Origin of the sequence: Streptomyces liliifuscus (genome assembly GCF_016598615.1) — a bacterium.
GTDB lineage: Bacteria > Actinomycetota > Actinomycetes > Streptomycetales > Streptomycetaceae > Streptomyces > Streptomyces liliifuscus.
In genome coordinates this window covers 5,956,717-5,971,052 of record NZ_CP066831.1, presented here as the reverse complement: position 1 = coordinate 5,971,052, position 14,336 = coordinate 5,956,717, and the positions used below count along the sequence as shown (strand labels likewise).

The 14,336-nt window shown below is 71.3% G+C and carries 15 protein-coding genes; 8 read left to right on the top strand and 7 right to left on the bottom strand.

Going from position 1 to position 14,336, the window contains the following annotated elements; all coding sequences use genetic code 11:
- Positions 1 to 133 precede the first annotated feature (133 nt).
- The 4 genes from nhaA to JEQ17_RS50165 all read left to right on the top strand — a co-directional run bounded on the left by nhaA (position 134) and on the right by JEQ17_RS50165 (position 3,495).
- Complete coding sequence (nhaA, locus tag JEQ17_RS25675) at positions 134 to 1,570, top strand: Na+/H+ antiporter NhaA (RefSeq protein ID WP_407700082.1); 1,437 nt, start codon at positions 134 to 136, stop codon at positions 1,568 to 1,570.
- A 144-nt stretch (positions 1,571 to 1,714) separates the two neighbouring features.
- On the top strand, positions 1,715 to 2,203 hold the full coding sequence (locus JEQ17_RS25670) for a phage holin family protein (protein ID WP_200397403.1): 489 nt from the start codon (positions 1,715 to 1,717) through the stop codon (positions 2,201 to 2,203).
- Positions 2,200 to 3,150 carry an alpha/beta fold hydrolase gene (locus tag JEQ17_RS25665; RefSeq protein WP_189843225.1) on the top strand — a complete coding sequence of 317 codons (951 nt, stop codon included), beginning with the start codon at positions 2,200 to 2,202 and terminating at the stop codon, positions 3,148 to 3,150. Before JEQ17_RS25670 ends, JEQ17_RS25665 begins: the two co-directional genes overlap by 4 nt.
- Positions 3,151 to 3,315: 165 nt before the next feature.
- Positions 3,316 to 3,495 (top strand): hypothetical protein, encoded by a 180-nt coding sequence (locus tag JEQ17_RS50165; RefSeq protein WP_079053496.1) that lies wholly within the window; start codon positions 3,316 to 3,318, stop codon positions 3,493 to 3,495.
- 72 nt (positions 3,496 to 3,567) lie between these two features.
- On the opposite strand, the gene JEQ17_RS25660 is transcribed toward JEQ17_RS50165, so the two are convergent.
- The 3 genes from JEQ17_RS25660 to nth all read right to left on the bottom strand — a co-directional run bounded on the left by JEQ17_RS25660 (position 3,568) and on the right by nth (position 6,918).
- Positions 3,568 to 4,767, bottom strand: a complete 1,200-nt coding sequence (locus JEQ17_RS25660; RefSeq protein WP_200397402.1) for a MarP family serine protease — start codon at positions 4,765 to 4,767, stop codon at positions 3,568 to 3,570.
- A 119-nt stretch (positions 4,768 to 4,886) separates the two neighbouring features.
- Complete coding sequence (locus JEQ17_RS25655; RefSeq protein WP_200397401.1) at positions 4,887 to 5,591, bottom strand: NUDIX hydrolase; 705 nt, start codon at positions 5,589 to 5,591, stop codon at positions 4,887 to 4,889.
- Positions 5,592 to 5,643: 52 nt separating this feature from the next.
- A complete protein-coding gene (gene nth / locus JEQ17_RS25650) occupies positions 5,644 to 6,918 on the bottom strand; it encodes an endonuclease III (RefSeq protein ID WP_200401714.1) in 1,275 nt (424 codons plus the stop codon).
- Positions 6,919 to 7,306: 388 nt separating this feature from the next.
- Between nth and JEQ17_RS25645 the strand changes: the two genes are divergently transcribed.
- Together JEQ17_RS25645 and JEQ17_RS25640 are read left to right on the top strand one after the other, a co-directional pair.
- Positions 7,307 to 7,981 carry a Crp/Fnr family transcriptional regulator gene (locus tag JEQ17_RS25645; RefSeq protein WP_016642758.1) on the top strand — a complete coding sequence of 225 codons (675 nt, stop codon included), beginning with the start codon at positions 7,307 to 7,309 and terminating at the stop codon, positions 7,979 to 7,981.
- A gap of 202 nt (positions 7,982 to 8,183) precedes the next feature.
- The gene (locus tag JEQ17_RS25640; RefSeq protein WP_200397400.1) at positions 8,184 to 8,990 is read left to right on the top strand and encodes a nucleotidyltransferase domain-containing protein; all 807 of its coding nucleotides are present in this window, start codon (positions 8,184 to 8,186) and stop codon (positions 8,988 to 8,990) included.
- Positions 8,991 to 9,036: 46 nt separating this feature from the next.
- On the opposite strand, the gene JEQ17_RS25635 is transcribed toward JEQ17_RS25640, so the two are convergent.
- The 4 genes from JEQ17_RS25635 to JEQ17_RS25620 all read right to left on the bottom strand — a co-directional run bounded on the left by JEQ17_RS25635 (position 9,037) and on the right by JEQ17_RS25620 (position 11,640).
- Positions 9,037 to 9,876, bottom strand: coding sequence for an MBL fold metallo-hydrolase (locus tag JEQ17_RS25635; RefSeq protein WP_200397399.1), 840 nt, complete (start codon positions 9,874 to 9,876; stop codon positions 9,037 to 9,039).
- A complete protein-coding gene (locus JEQ17_RS25630) occupies positions 9,873 to 10,742 on the bottom strand; it encodes an NUDIX hydrolase (RefSeq protein ID WP_055612643.1) in 870 nt (289 codons plus the stop codon). Before JEQ17_RS25630 ends, JEQ17_RS25635 begins: the two co-directional genes overlap by 4 nt.
- A 272-nt stretch (positions 10,743 to 11,014) precedes the next feature.
- Entirely contained in the window at positions 11,015 to 11,482 is a 468-nt protein-coding gene (locus JEQ17_RS25625; RefSeq protein ID WP_200397398.1) for a RidA family protein, read from the bottom strand.
- Positions 11,479 to 11,640 carry a DUF4177 domain-containing protein gene (locus JEQ17_RS25620; protein ID WP_107099910.1) on the bottom strand — a complete coding sequence of 54 codons (162 nt, stop codon included), beginning with the start codon at positions 11,638 to 11,640 and terminating at the stop codon, positions 11,479 to 11,481. Before JEQ17_RS25620 ends, JEQ17_RS25625 begins: the two co-directional genes overlap by 4 nt.
- Before the next feature lie 130 nt (positions 11,641 to 11,770).
- Between JEQ17_RS25620 and JEQ17_RS25615 the strand changes: the two genes are divergently transcribed.
- A complete protein-coding gene (locus tag JEQ17_RS25615; RefSeq protein ID WP_200397397.1) occupies positions 11,771 to 12,748 on the top strand; it encodes an ArsA-related P-loop ATPase in 978 nt (325 codons plus the stop codon).
- Positions 12,745 to 14,268 carry an ArsA family ATPase gene (locus tag JEQ17_RS25610; RefSeq protein ID WP_200397396.1) on the top strand — a complete coding sequence of 508 codons (1,524 nt, stop codon included), beginning with the start codon at positions 12,745 to 12,747 and terminating at the stop codon, positions 14,266 to 14,268. The genes JEQ17_RS25615 and JEQ17_RS25610 overlap by 4 nt, the downstream gene beginning before the upstream one ends.
- The last annotated feature ends 68 nt before the right edge of the window (positions 14,269 to 14,336 follow it).

Here is a 14,336-nt window from a genome sequence, read left to right as displayed (position 1 = left end):
GATCACCGGATGGGTCCGGCCGCATCTTGGGTAGGCTGAGGAGCGCGTAAACAACGCGACAAGAGAAACGCGACAAAGAGAACCCAGAGATCCCAGAGATCTCAAAAGGTGCGCCGGGAAGTCTGGTCGGCAAGTGCTCAGTGATGCCTACCGACCGGAGGTCGATCTCGTGCCCGCGCCCGGCAAGAACCACAAGGTCCTCGGACGGCTCTCCCTGCCCGAGCGGACCTTCGTCGCGGACGCGCTGCGCACCGAGACGGTCGGCGGCGTCCTCCTGCTCGCCGCCGCGATCGCCGCGCTGATCTGGGCGAACACCCCGATCCGGGAGAGCTACGAGTCGGTCAGGGAGTTCCACGTCGGACCCGCCGCACTCGGCCTGGACCTCTCCATCGAGCACTGGGCCGCCGACGGCCTCCTCGCGGTCTTCTTCTTCGTCGCCGGTATCGAGCTCAAGCGCGAGCTGGTCGCCGGTGACCTCAGGGACCCGCGGGCCGCCGCGCTCCCGGTCGTCGCCGCGCTGTGCGGCATGGCCGTGCCCGCGCTCGTCTACACCCTGGTCAACGTCACCGGCGGCGGCTCGCTCGACGGCTGGGCCGTACCGACCGCGACCGACATCGCCTTCGCGCTCGCCGTCCTCGCCGTCATCGGTACGTCGCTGCCGAGCGCCCTGCGTGCCTTCCTGCTCACGCTCGCCGTCGTCGACGACCTCTTCGCGATCCTGATCATCGCGGTGTTCTTCACCGAGGACCTGAACTTCGCGGCGCTCGGCGGCGCCGTCGTCGGCCTCGTCGTCTTCTGGCTGCTGCTGCGCGGGGGCGTACGCGGCTGGTACGTGTACGTGCCGCTCGCCCTGGTGATCTGGGGGCTGATGTACAACAGCGGCATCCACGCCACGGTCGCCGGTGTCGCGATGGGTCTGATGCTGCGCTGCACCACCCACAAGGACGAAGGCGAGCAGCGTTCGCCCGGCGAGCGCATCGAGCATCTCGTACGCCCCCTGTCGGCGGGCCTCGCCGTACCGCTGTTCGCGCTGTTCAGCGCCGGGGTCGCGGTGTCCGGCGGCGCGCTCGGCGATGTGTTCACCCGGCCGGAGACCCTCGGTGTCGTGCTCGGTCTGGTCGTCGGCAAGGCGGTCGGCATCTTCGGCGGCACCTGGCTGACGGCCCGCTTCACCAGGGCCTCGCTCTCCGACGACCTGGCCTGGCCCGACGTCTTCGCGGTGTCCTCGCTCGCAGGCATCGGCTTCACCGTCTCGCTGCTCATCGGGGAACTCGCCTTCGCGGGCGACAAGGCGCTCACCGACGAGGTCAAGGCCGCCGTCCTGCTGGGCTCCCTGATCGCGGCCGTCCTGTCGTGCGTCCTGCTGAAGATACGCAACGCCAAGTACCGCAGGCTGTGGGAGGACGAGGAGCGCGACGAAGACCTCGACGGCATCCCCGACATCTACGAACAGGACAACCCCGCCTACCACCTGCGGATGGCCGAGATCCACGAGCGCAAGGCCGCCGAGCACCGGAGGCTTGCCGAAGTGACGGGCGGGGCAAGCGAGGAGAACGACGGTCCGGCATGATCTGACACGCACGGTCCGTTACGCACGTTCCGATACGCCCGGTCCGGCACGTACGGTCCAGACGTACCCAAAACGCGCACAGCTCCACGACGACAGACCGCCGGACAGCACAGACAACGGCGACAAGACAACAGGGAGAACGCGATGAGCGCACCCGACGGCAGCCCGGTCGGCGCCGAACGCAGCATCGGCCAGCTGTTCGCCTCGGCGACGACCGAGATGTCCGCGCTGGTGCACGACGAGATCGCACTGGCGAAGGCGCAGCTCAAGCGGGACGTCAAACGCGGAGCGGTGGGCGGCGGCGCGTTCGCGGCCGCCGGTGCGGTACTGATCTTCTCCCTGCCCATGCTGAGCTTCGCCCTGGCGTACGGCATCCGCACCTGGAGCGACTGGAACCTGGCGGTCTGCTTCCTGCTGTCGTTCGCCGCGAACGTGGTGGTCGCGGGCGTCCTCGCGCTGATCGGCGTGGTCTTCGCGAAGAAGGCCAAGAAGGGCCAGGGACCGCAGAAGACGGCCGCCTCGGTCAAGGAATCGGCGGCCGTACTGCAGAACGTGAAGCCGCACCCCCGTCAGGTGACCGCGGCCGACCCGGTCGGTGACACCGTCAAGGCTGTGGCACGCTCGTCCTCATGACGGATCCCGCCTCATCCTCGGCGCAACCCACCTCGGTCGTACGGCTCGACGTTCCCGGCGGGAAACAGGTGACCCACCGGGATGTCGCGGCCAACGGCGCGCGCTTCCACATCGCCGAGATGGGCGACGGGCCGCTGGTCCTGCTGCTGCACGGCTTCCCGCAGTTCTGGTGGACCTGGCGGCATCAGCTGGTGGCGCTCTCCGACGCGGGCTTCCGCGCGGTCGCGATGGATCTGCGGGGCATCGGCGGCAGCGACCGCACCCCGCGCGGCTACGACCCCGCGAACCTCGCCCTCGACATCACCGGCGTCGTACGGTCCCTCGGTGAGCCCGACGCCGCGCTGGTCGGCCACGACCTCGGCGGCTATCTGGCGTGGACCGCGGCCGTGATGCGGCCCAAGCTGGTCCGCCGGCTCGTGGTCTCCTCGATGCCGCACCCCCGGCGCTGGCGCTCCGCGATGCTCTCGGACATGAAGCAGACCGCGGCCGGCTCCTACATCTGGGGCTTCCAGCGGCCCTGGATCCCCGAGCGCCAACTGCTCGCCGACGAGGGGGCCCTGGTCGGCGAACTCATCCGGGACTGGTCAGGGCCGCGGTTGCCGGACGACGAGGCCGTGGAGGCGTACCGGCGGGCGATGCTGATCCCGTCGACGGCGCACTGCTCGCTTGAGCCCTACCGGTGGATGGTCCGCTCGATGGCCCGTCCGGACGGTATCCAGTTCAACCGCCGGATGAAGCGGCCGGTGCGGGTGCCGACGCTGCATCTGCACGGCTCGCTCGATCCGGTGATGCGCACGCGGAGTGCCGCGGGGTCCGGGGAGTACGTCGAAGCGCCGTACCGCTGGCGCCTGTTCGACGGGCTCGGACACTTTCCCCACGAGGAGGATCCCGTGGCCTTCTCCACCGAATTGGTGAACTGGCTGAAGGACCCCGAGCCGGACCGCTGAGGGCATCGCGCCGCAGGTCGGGGGCCGTTCGGCGAGGCACTGGCACCACACGCCACACCCGTCTCGGGAACGCCTGTTCTACGAACGGCCAATTGCCCGACGCATAGGCCGATTGGGGGGCGTGGGGGCGGTTATCGACCTTGGGGCAGGGGCAGACGTCGGGGTATGGGCTGGACGCACGACTACAGTGACGCAGCACGAAACCGCCGCTCGGCCAGTGGCCTGAGCTCCCACCAGAGGGGAGCCCCGCAGCTGCAGGGCACGGATCCTCGGCTGGGAATCCCGCACATTCTGAAGCGCCGTGCCCGCTGGGTCTCGGCGCGCCTGCGTCACCCGCGCGACTGAGGACGCGCGCGGCCGGAACACTCGGACCTCGCCCGCGTGACTACCGCCGGCCGAGCCCCTCCGCGCCCCGGACTACAGCGCGCAGCTGTCGCTGCCCACCTGCTGGTTGGCGGTACGACCCTTGGTGATGTCCTCCTGGACCTCGTCCACGGTCAGCGCGTACCCCGTGTTCTCGTCGTCGAGGGACTTCGCGAACACCACGCCGTACACCTCGCCCTTCGCGGTGAGCAGCGGGCCGCCGGAGTTGCCCTGGCGCACGGTCGCGAACACGGAGTAGACCTTCCGCTGCACGGTGCCCCGGTGGTAGATGTCCGGGCCGTTGGCCGTGATGGGGCCGCGCACCCGCGCCGGGTTGACCGTGTACGAGCCGTTCTCCGGGAAGCCCGCGACGATCGCGTCGTCCCCCCTGGTCGCTTCCTCGGTGGTGAACTTCAGGGCGGGCGCGTTCAGATCGGGCACGTCGAGTACGGCGATGTCGCGCTCCCAGTCGTAGAGCACGACCTTCGCTGCGTACCGCTTGCCCTCGCCGCCTATCTGGACGTACGGCTCGTTCACGCCGCCCACCACATGGGCGTTGGTCATCACGCGGCGCGGGCCGAAGACGAAGCCGGTGCCTTCGAGGACCTTGCCGCAGCTCTGGGCGGTGCCGGTGACCTTGACGATGGAGCGCTGGGCGCGTGCGGCGACCGGGCTGCTCGCGAGGGCCGGGTCGGGGGGATCCACCTCGTTGATCGGCTCGTTCGAGAACGGGCTGAAGACCTGCGGGAAGCCGTTCTGCGCGAGGACCGAGGAGAAGTCGGCGAACCAGGTGTCGGCCTGGTTGGGCAGAGCCCGGTCCACGCCGAGCATCACCTTGGAGCCGCGGACCTCCTTGCCGAGCGTCGGCAGTGTCGTACCGGCCAGGGCCGAGCCGATCAGCCAGGCGACGAGGAGCATCGCCACGACGTTGACGAGGGCGCCGCCCGTGGCGTCCAGGGCGCGGGCCGGGGACCAGGTGATGTACCGGCGCAGTTTGTTGCCGAGATGGGTGGTGAGGGCCTGGCCGACCGAGGCGCAGACGATCACGACGACCACGGCGACGACGGCCGCGGTCGTGCCGACCTCCGCGTCGTCCGTCACCGCGCCCCAGATGACCGGCAGGAGGTAGACCGCGACGAGACCGCCGCCCAGGAATCCGATCACCGACAGGATGCCTACGACGAACCCCTGGCGATAGCCCACGATCGCGAACCACACGGCGGCGACCAGCAACAGGATGTCCAGCACGTTCACTGCTTCAAGCCTCGCCTCATCACTTTGCGGTGGCCGTGCCTCGGCCGGGGGTCCGGGGACACCCGGCGCAGCCGCTCATGTCACGGCCCCCGGGAAGACACAGCACGGGTGCCACCCTGTCATGCGCGCCAGTCGAGCGGGACCTGCTTGTCGCGGTCCCAAGGTCGTTCCCAGCCCGCGTAGTGCAGGAGGCGGTCGATGATTCCGGCCGTGAAGCCCCAGACCAGGGCGGATTCGACCAGGAATGCCGGACCTGCGTGGCCGCGCGGGTGCACGGCCGTCGCGCGGTTGCCGGGGTCCGTGAGATCCGCCACGGGGACCGTGAAGACGCGGGCCGTCTCCGCCGGATCGACCACGCCGACCGGTGTCGGCTCGCGCCACCAGCCGAGCACCGGGGTGACCACGAAGCCGCTCACCGGGATGTAGAGCTTCGGGAGCACGCCGAAGAGCTGGACACCGCTGGGGTCGAGCCCGGTCTCCTCCTCGGCCTCGCGGAGAGCGGCCCGCAGCGGCCCGTCGGCCTTCGGGTCGCCGTCCTCGGGGTCGAGGGCGCCGCCGGGGAAGGACGGCTGCCCGGCATGCGACCTGAGCGAACTCGCGCGCTCCATGAGCAGCAGTTCGGGGCCGGACTCGCCCTCACCGAACAGGATCAGCACGGCCGACTGGCGCCCGCCACCGTCCTCCGGCGGCAGGAAGCGGCTCAGTTGGAGCGGCTCGACCGTCTCCACGGCCCGCACCACCGGGTCCAGCCAGCCCGGCAGGCCGTCCTTGGTCAGGACCAGATCGCCGTCCTGCATGTCGTGCGTACGACTCGCGCGCGTCATCGCCACCCCCGTTCTGCTGCTCTCAACGCCCGCGGGTCCACAGATCGTTCCGTCATCCGACCTCCCGCACGGGTGAACCGGGCGCGGGGGCTGCGGAGGAGGGTGCGCCGGGGGCGGAGGCGGCGGACTCGGGTGCGCTGGGCGCGGAGGCGCTTGGCATGGTCGCTCCCAGCGGGGGTGCGGGGATGCCGCCCGCGTCGAGGTACGACTGCGGAGGGTTGAGGCGCTGGCCCGGGAAGCCGCCCTTCTCGTACTTCAGAAGCTTCTGGGCCTTCTCCGGGTCCGTCTCACCCTCTCCGTACGCCGGGCAGAGCGGGGCGATCGGGCAGGCACCGCAGGCGGGCTTGCGGGCGTGGCAGATACGGCGGCCGTGGAAGATCACGTGGTGCGAGAGCATCGTCCACTCGCTCTTCGGGAAGAGCCCGCCGATGGCCGCCTCGATCTTGTCGGGCTCCGTCCGGTCGGTCCACTGCCAGCGTCGTACGAGCCGCTGGAAGTGGGTGTCCACGGTGATGCCGGGGCGGCCGAAGGCGTTGCCGAGGACCACGAAGGCGGTCTTGCGGCCCACGCCGGGCAGTTTGACGAGGTCTTCGAGGCGGCCGGGGACCTCGCCCCCGAAGTCGTCCCGCAGGGCCCTGGAGAGCCCTATCACCGACTTGGTCTTGGCCCGGAAGAACCCGGTCGGCCGGAGGATCTCCTCGACCTCCTCCGGGTTCGCCCCGGCCAGGTCCTCGGGCGTGGGGTACTTCCCGAAGAGGGCCGGCGTCGTCTGGTTCACCCTCAGGTCCGTCGTCTGCGCCGACAGGACCGTGGCGACCACCAGTTGGAAGGGGTTCTCGAAGTCCAGCTCCGGGTGTGCGTACGGGTACACCTCGGCGAGCTCACGGTTGATACGCCGCGCCCGCCGGACGAGAGCCGTGTGCGACTCGTTCCGGGGAGGCTTGGCGGGGGCGACTTTGGTGGGGGTGGCTTTGGTGGGGGTGGCTTTGGCGGGTACCGCTTTGGCTGCTTTGGCGGGCGTGGCTTTTGCGGGGGCGCGTTTGGCGGGGGTCACTGCGGCGGGCACGGCTTTCTTCGCGGGTACGGGTTTCTTGGCGGGCGCGAGCTTTTCGGCAGGCGTGGACTTCCTGCCGGCCGCCTTCGCGGGCGAGCTCTTCTTGGCCACCGCCTTCGCCGGTGCGGTCTTCTTGGCGGCCCCCTTCGAGGCGGCCCCCTTCGAGGCGGCCGCCTTCTTGCTCGCGGCAGCGGTCTTCCGGCTCGGGGCGGCGGCCTTCCTGGCGGATGCGGCTCTCTTGACGGCGGCAGCCTTCTTCGCGGTCGCGGCCATCTCCGAGGCCGCGACCCCCGCGGCCTTCCCGGCGGCTCCGGCCGACCGCTTGGCCGGCCCGCCCCCTGCCGCTTTTGTCGTTTTCTTCGCTCCGTCGGGGTCCTGTTCGCCCACAGCGGAATCGCGACGTGCAACCACCCGTCCAGCCCCCTTGGCCTGTGCTCTCACCGGCGATTTGGACACCCGGCCAGCCTAAAGCCCACCAGTGACATCCGCCCCGGCCCTCGGAGATCGGCCCCCAATTGGCCCCCTGCCGCACTGTGGGACACACCTGTACGGCAGACTTGTGACTGATCACACTGTTTGGACCGTCCGGCAAAATGGGGAACACGGTCCCCGGCACACGGGGGAGCAAGATCCCCTGAGCAGGTCGACAAGGAGAGAACTCGTGGACGACGTTCTGCGGCGCGCCCCGCTCTTCGCGGCGCTCGATGACGAGCAGGCCGCGGAGCTCCGCGCCTCCATGAGTGAGGTGACCCTCGCGCGCGGAGACGCGCTCTTTCACGAGGGCGACCCCGGAGACCGCCTGTACGTGGTCACCGAGGGCAAGGTGAAGCTCCACCGCACATCCCCCGACGGCCGCGAGAACATGCTGGCGGTCCTCGGCCCCGGCGAGCTCATCGGCGAGCTGTCGCTGTTCGACCCGGGCCCGCGCACGGCGACCGCCTCCGCGCTGACCGAGGTCAAGCTGCTCGGCCTCGGCCACGGCGACCTCCAGCCCTGGCTGAACGCGCGGCCCGAGGTGGCCGCCGCCCTGCTGCGTGCCGTCGCCCGGCGTCTGCGCAAGACCAACGACCAGATGTCCGACCTGGTCTTCTCCGACGTGCCGGGCCGAGTGGCCCGAGCGCTCCTGGACCTCTCGCGCCGCTTCGGCGTGCAGTCCGAGGAGGGCATCCACGTCGTGCACGACCTGACCCAGGAGGAGCTGGCCCAGCTCGTCGGCGCCTCCCGAGAGACGGTCAACAAGGCGCTCGCCGACTTCGCGGGCCGCGGCTGGCTCCGCCTGGAGGCCCGCGCGGTCATCCTGCTGGACGTGGAGCGCCTCGCGAAGCGCTCGCGCTAACCGCAGCCGTTACGTCTTCTCAAGAAGGGCCCTGCCACACGGTGGGGCCCTTCTTGTCGTCGCGGGACGGGACCCATCGGGTGGTGCCGCGGCCGGGGACTGCGTCGCCGCGGTCCGCGCGGAGGCACGTTCCGTCCGCCCGCCGCGCGTGTTCCGCTGGAAATGACATGAACCCGCGGCCCAGCCCAGGCAGAGTGTTCCCATGCCGAACAAGGGGCTCGACGCCCGGGGATACATCGAACGCGAGGGATCTCTGGGGCTGATCCCGCGCGCGTTCCGGCCCGTGGTGGCCACGGCCCGCGACCGGGTGCTGGACGTCTTCGGGGCGCGGCTGCACAGCGCGTACCTGTACGGGTCGATTCCGCGCGGCACCGCGCGCGTGGGCCGCTCCGACCTCGACCTGCTGCTCGCCCTGCGCGAGGAGCCCACGGACGCGGACCGTACGGACGCCCGCTCGCTCGACGAGGCGCTCGACAAGGAGTTCCCGCAGATCGACGGGTCGGGGACGCTGCTGGTCGGCCGGGCGCAGGTGCTGAGCGACCTGGAGAGGCACGATCTCGGCTGGTTCGTCGCCTGCCTCTGTACGCCACTGCTGGGCGAGGACCTCGCCGAGGACCTGCCGCGCTACCGGCCCGACTCTCTCCTCGCCCGCGAGACGAACGGCGACCTCACGCTGTTCCTCGCCCGGTGGCGTGAGCGGATCGCCGAGGCCGGCGACTCGGAGGAGGCTCTGCGGCCCCTCGCGCGCCACATGTCACGTCATCTCGTCCGCACCGGCTTCACCCTCGTCATGCCCCGCTGGAACGGCTGGACGAGCGATCTGGCGGAGATGGCCGAGGCGTTCGGCGCATACTACCCGGAGCGGGCGGCGCAACTGCGGGAGGCGGCCGCCCTCGGGTACGAGCCGAGGGGCGATGCCGCTGCCTTGCGGTCGTACGTCGACGATCTCGGTCCGTGGCTCGCCGAGGAGTACGCGCGCGTGCACGGCATCAAGAAACCGCGCCCCTAGGGAGGGCGTTTTCGAACCGTGCCCTAGGAGGGCCGTTTCCGGCTTCTCAGGCCTCCCCGATGAGCCCGTGCTCCCGTAGATAGTCCAGCTGCGCCAGCACCGACAGCTCCGCCGCTGGCCACAGGGAGCGGTCGACGTCGGCGTAGACGTGGGCGACGACCTGGGACGGGCTCGTGTAGCCGTCCTCGACCGCCGTCTCGACCTGGGCGAGGCGGTGGGCGCGGTGGGCGAGATAGAACTCGACGGCTCCCTGGGCGTCCTCCAGGACGGGCCCGTGGCCCGGCAGGACCGTGTGCACGCCGTCGTCGACCGTCAGGGACCTGAGGCGCCGCAGGGAGTCCAGATAGTCGCCCAGACGCCCGTCGGGGTGCGCGACGACCGTGGTGCCCCGGCCCAGGATCGTGTCGCCGGTCAGGACGGCCCGGTCGGCGGGCAGATGGAAGCAGAGCGAGTCGGCGGTGTGGCCGGGCGTGGACACGACGCGCAGTTCCAGGCCGCCCGTGGTGACGACGTTCCCGGCCGCCAGGCCCTCGTCACCGAGCCGCAGCGCCGGGTCGAGCGCCCGCACCTTCGTGCCGGTCAGTTCCGCGAACCGCGCCGCGCCCTCCGCGTGGTCCGGGTGCCCGTGCGTCAACAGGGTCAGCGCGACCCGCTTGCCGGCCTTCTCGGCGGTGTCGACGACGTTCCGAAGGTGTACGTCGTCCAGGGGCCCCGGGTCGATCACCACCGCCAGCTCGGAGTCCGGCTCGGCGACGATCCAGGTGTTCGTGCCGTCCAGGGTCATCGCGGACGCGTTGGGCGCCAGGACGTTGACGGCACGCGCGGTGGCGGGGCCGGAGAGCACCCCGCCCCGTGGCTGGCCGGGAAGGGCGGCGGCGTCGGTCATGCGGAGGCTCCACCGGTCGGGATGTGCTTGGTGAACTCGTCGTGGCCCGGCCAGCTGAGGACCAGCTCGCCGCCCTCCAGCCGGGCCTGGGCCAGGACGGGCGTCATGTCGCGCCCCGGTGCCGCGGCGAGGGCCTCGGCGGCGGTGGCGTACGCGCCGAGCTGGCGCAGGGTCGCGATGGTGGGCGGCATCATCAGGAGGTCGCCCTTGTCGTAGCCGTCCCGCGCGTCCGCGGGGCGGATCCAGACGGTGCGGTCGGCCTCCGTGGAGGCGTTGCGGGTGCGCTGGCCCTCCGGGAGCGCGGCCACGAAGAACCAGGTGTCGTAGCGGCGGGGCTCGAACTCCGGGGTGATCCAGCGGGTCCAGGCGCCGAGGAGGTCGGAGCGCAGGACGAGCCCCCGGCGCTCCAGGAACTCCGCGAAGGACAGGTCACGGGCGACCAGGGCCGCGCGGTCCGCCTCCCACTCCTCGCCCGTGGTGTCGCCGACCACGGTGTCCTCGGTGGGCCCGGCGAGCAGGACGCCCGCCTCCTCGTACGTCTCGCGCACCGCAGCGCAGACGATCGCCTGGGCGGTGGTCTCGTCGACGCCGAGCCGGGACGCCCACCACGCGCGCGTGGGGCCCGCCCAGCGGATCTGCCGGTCGTCGTCCCTGGGGTCCACACCGCCGCCGGGATACGCGTACGCGCCTCCGGCGAAGGCCATGGAGGCGCGTCTGCGCAGCATGTGCACGACGGGGGTGGAGTCGGTGTCCTTGAGCAGCATGACGGTGGCCGCCCGCCTGGGGGCGACCGGTGTGAGCGTGCCCTCCGCGAGCGCGCGGATTCTCTCGGGCCACTCGGGGGGATACCACTGCCCATTCGCCATGGGCGGAGGCTATCCCGGAGTGGGCTGATGTTCGAGAGGCAACGATCGCCTCCCCGGGAGGCCTGCCCACGCCATACCGGCAGGCCCGGGCCCAGGAAGCACCGTCCGTGCCACGGCGGGACGGCGTGCGACCGCGGAGGAACGCCCGCCCCACAGCGGAGCGCCCGGCCCGGCGGCAGAGGAGGCGGAACAGACGCACGCCCGGAGCCACGAGGGCCCGGCTCGCACCGCGGCCGGCCGAAGGGCACACGCACGCCCCGGCGGCGATCCGTCTACGCCTGCGTCAGCTCCACCAGGACCTCGACCTCGACGGGCGCGTCCAGCGGGAGCACGGCCACGCCGACCGCGCTGCGCGCGTGCACGCCCTTCTCGCCGAGGACCTCGCCGAGCAGCTCGCTCGCGCCGTTCAGCACCGCGGGCTGGCCGGTGAAGTCGGAGGCCGAGGCGACGAAGCCGACGACCTTCACCACGCGCGCGATGCGGTCGAGGTCACCCACGACCGACTTGACCGCCGCGAGGGCGTTCAGCGCACAGGTGCGGGCCAGCTCCTTGGCCTCCTCCGGAGTGACCTCCGCGCCCACCTTGCCGGTGACCGGAAGCTTGCCGTCCACCATCGGGAGCTGGCCGGCCGTGTACACGTACACACCCGACTGCACCGCGGGCTGGTACGCGGCGAGCGGCGGAACGACGTCCGGCAGGGTCAGTCCGAGCTCGGCCAGCTTCGCCTCGACGGCGCTCATGCGGCCTTCTCGCGCTTCAGATAGGCGACGAGCTGCTCGGGGTTGTTCGGCCCGGGCACGACCTGGACGAGCTCCCAGCCGTCCTCGCCCCAGGTGTCCAGAATCTGCTTCGTGGCGTGGACGAGCAGCGGCACGGTTGAGTATTCCCACTTGGTCATGAGGGCGACTGTATCCGCTGCCGCACACGCCCTTCAGCGGGCCTCGTCGGGGGCCTGGCCCGGGACCTCACGCACAGCTTGTCCACAGCCTCCTGCGTACTTCCGCGGCCGACTGGTTAGGCTCGAAGACGTGAGCAGGCTCCAGGTCGTCAGCGGCAAGGGCGGTACCGGCAAGACCACGGTCGCCGCAGCACTCGCGCTCGCCCTAGCGACCGAGGGCAAACGTGCCCTTCTGGTCGAGGTCGAGGGCAGGCAGGGCATCGCGCAGCTATTCGAAGCGCAGGCACTGCCCTACGAGGAGCGGAAGATCGCCGTCGCTCCAGGTGGCGGGGAGGTGTTCGCTCTAGCCATCGACCCCGAACTGGCCCTTCTGGACTACCTCCAGATGTTCTACAAGCTCGGCAGCGCCGGACGCGCGCTGAAGAAACTCGGCGCCATCGACTTCGCGACCACCGTCGCGCCGGGCCTCAGGGACGTACTCCTGACGGGCAAGGCCTGCGAGGCCGTGCGCCGCAAGGACAAGCGCGGGCGCTTCGCGTACGACTACGTGGTGATGGACGCGCCGCCGACCGGCCGGATCACCCGCTTCCTGAACGTGAACGACGAGGTGGCGGGGCTCGCCAAGATCGGCCCGATACACAATCAGGCGCAGGCCGTCATGCGGGTGCTCAAGTCGCCCGAGACGGCCGTGCACATGGTGACGCTCCTGGAGGAGATGCCCGTCCAGGAGACCGCGGACGGCATCGCCGAGCTGCGCGCCGCGCGGCTGCCGGTGGGGCGGATCATCGTGAACATGGTGCGGCCCTCGATCCTCGACGAGACCGATCTGGCGCTCACCCGCGAGGCGCCGCGCACGGCGATCGCCAAGTCGCTGTCCGCCGCCGGACTCGGCGGCGCGCGTCGCGGCGGGGTCGCCGAGCGGCTGGTGGATCCGCTGCTGACCCAGGCCGACGAGTACGCCGAGCGGCACGCGTTGGAGCGCGACCAGCGGGCCGTGCTCCAGGGCCTGGACCTGCCGCTGCACGAACTCCCGCTGCTCGCCGAGGGAATGGACCTCGGGGGCCTGTACGAACTCGCCAAGGAACTGCGTCAGCAAGGGATCTCATGAGCCAGGACCCGGCCCGCGCACACGACACGGCCCACGCGCACGAGCACGCCCGTCCGGGCGCGCACGGGCACGACCCCGCCCGCGCCATAGACGCCGCCGCCGTCCTGGACGTCGATCCGCTGATCGACGACCCGAAGACCCGCATCGTGGTCTGCTGCGGCTCGGGCGGCGTCGGCAAGACCACCACGGCGGCGGCTCTCGGGCTGCGTGCCGCCGAGCGCGGCCGCAAGGTGGTCGTCCTCACCATCGACCCGGCGCGCAGGCTCGCCCAGTCGATGGGCATCGACGCGCTGGACAACACCCCGCGCCGGGTGAAGGGCGTCGACGACTCCGCGGACGGCGAACTGCACGCGATGATGCTCGACATGAAGCGCACCTTCGACGAGATCGTCGAGGCGCACGCGGACCGCGAGCGGGCGGCCGCGATCCTCAACAACCCCTTCTACCAGTCGCTTTCGGCGGGCTTCGCGGGCACGCAGGAGTACATGGCGATGGAGAAGCTGGGCCAGCTGCGGGCCCGCGAGGAGTGGGACCTCATCGTCGTCGACACCCCGCCCTCGCGCTCGGCGCTCGACTTCCTGGACGCCCCGAAGCGGCTGGGGTCGTTCCTGGACGGCAAGTTGATCCGGCTGCTGACGGCTCCGGCGAAGCTGGGCGGCCGGGCCGGGATGAAGTTCCTGAACGTCGGGATGTCGATGATGACCGGCACCCTCGGCAAGCTGCTGGGCGGCCAGCTCCTCAAGGACGTCCAGACGTTCGTGGCCGCGATGGACACCACCTTCGGCGGGTTCCGCACCCGCGCGGACGCCACGTACAAGCTGCTCCAGGCACCCGGGACGGCGTTCCTGGTCGTCGCGGCCCCGGAGCGGGACGCGCTGCGCGAGGCGGCGTACTTCGTGGAGCGGCTGGCCGCCGAGGACATGCCGCTCGCCGGGCTCGTGCTGAACCGCGTCCACGGCAGCGGCGCGGCCCAGCTGTCCGCGGAGCGGGCACTGGCCGCGGCGGAGACCCTCGACCTCGCCGCGGGTCCGGCCGAGCCGAGTACCGATCCCGCCGAGCCGGGTACCGGTCCTGTCGAACCCGGTGCCGATCCGGCCGCCGGGGAAAATCTTGACGAGGCCCGCATTGTGGATCAGTCGGGCGGGAAAGCTGGACTTCGTAACTCTCCCGACACGTACGGCAGTTCAGAATCACCCGCTACCCAGACCACCGTCCCCGAGGCTCCCGCGCCCGACGCAGGCTCCCCCGCCGCGGACCGGACCACCGCCGAAGGAGCCGGGACGGACGACCCGGACAACCGCACCGTCGAACAACTCACGGCAGGCCTGTTGAGGCTGCACGCCGAGCGCATGCAGCTGCTCTCCCGCGAGCAGCGCACACGTGACCGCTTCGCCGCACGCCACCCCGAGGTGGCGGTGGCCGAAGTGGCCGCGCTGCCCGGCGATGTGCACGACCTCGCAGGGCTGCGGAACATCGGGGAGCGGCTCGCGGCCGGTACCTCGCCGGCCGGAGCTGCGTAGCCTCTCGGGGCCGCGGTGGCCCCAGTTGCGTGCGGACGCCGTATACGACGCCGTGCGGGGTCGCGTGT

Bases quoted from the DNA above. Each gene is read 5' to 3' on its own strand.
- JEQ17_RS25670 (WP_200397403.1), top strand. From the start codon at position 1,715: ATGAGCGCACCCGACGGCAGCCCGGTCGGCGCCGAACGCAGCATCGGC.
- JEQ17_RS25665 (WP_189843225.1), top strand. From the start codon at position 2,200: ATGACGGATCCCGCCTCATCCTCGGCGCAACCCACCTCGGTCGTACGG.
- JEQ17_RS50165 (WP_079053496.1), top strand. From the start codon at position 3,316: ATGGGCTGGACGCACGACTACAGTGACGCAGCACGAAACCGCCGCTCG.
- JEQ17_RS25655 (WP_200397401.1), bottom strand. From the start codon at position 5,591: ATGACGCGCGCGAGTCGTACGCACGACATGCAGGACGGCGATCTGGTC.
- nth (WP_200401714.1), bottom strand. From the start codon at position 6,918: ATGGCCGCGACCGCGAAGAAGGCTGCCGCCGTCAAGAGAGCCGCATCC.
- JEQ17_RS25640 (WP_200397400.1), top strand. From the start codon at position 8,184: ATGCCGAACAAGGGGCTCGACGCCCGGGGATACATCGAACGCGAGGGA.
- JEQ17_RS25635 (WP_200397399.1), bottom strand. From the start codon at position 9,876: ATGACCGACGCCGCCGCCCTTCCCGGCCAGCCACGGGGCGGGGTGCTC.
- JEQ17_RS25630 (WP_055612643.1), bottom strand. From the start codon at position 10,742: ATGGCGAATGGGCAGTGGTATCCCCCCGAGTGGCCCGAGAGAATCCGC.
- JEQ17_RS25625 (WP_200397398.1), bottom strand. From the start codon at position 11,482: ATGAGCGCCGTCGAGGCGAAGCTGGCCGAGCTCGGACTGACCCTGCCG.
- JEQ17_RS25620 (WP_107099910.1), bottom strand. From the start codon at position 11,640: ATGACCAAGTGGGAATACTCAACCGTGCCGCTGCTCGTCCACGCCACG.
- JEQ17_RS25610 (WP_200397396.1), top strand. From the start codon at position 12,745: ATGAGCCAGGACCCGGCCCGCGCACACGACACGGCCCACGCGCACGAG.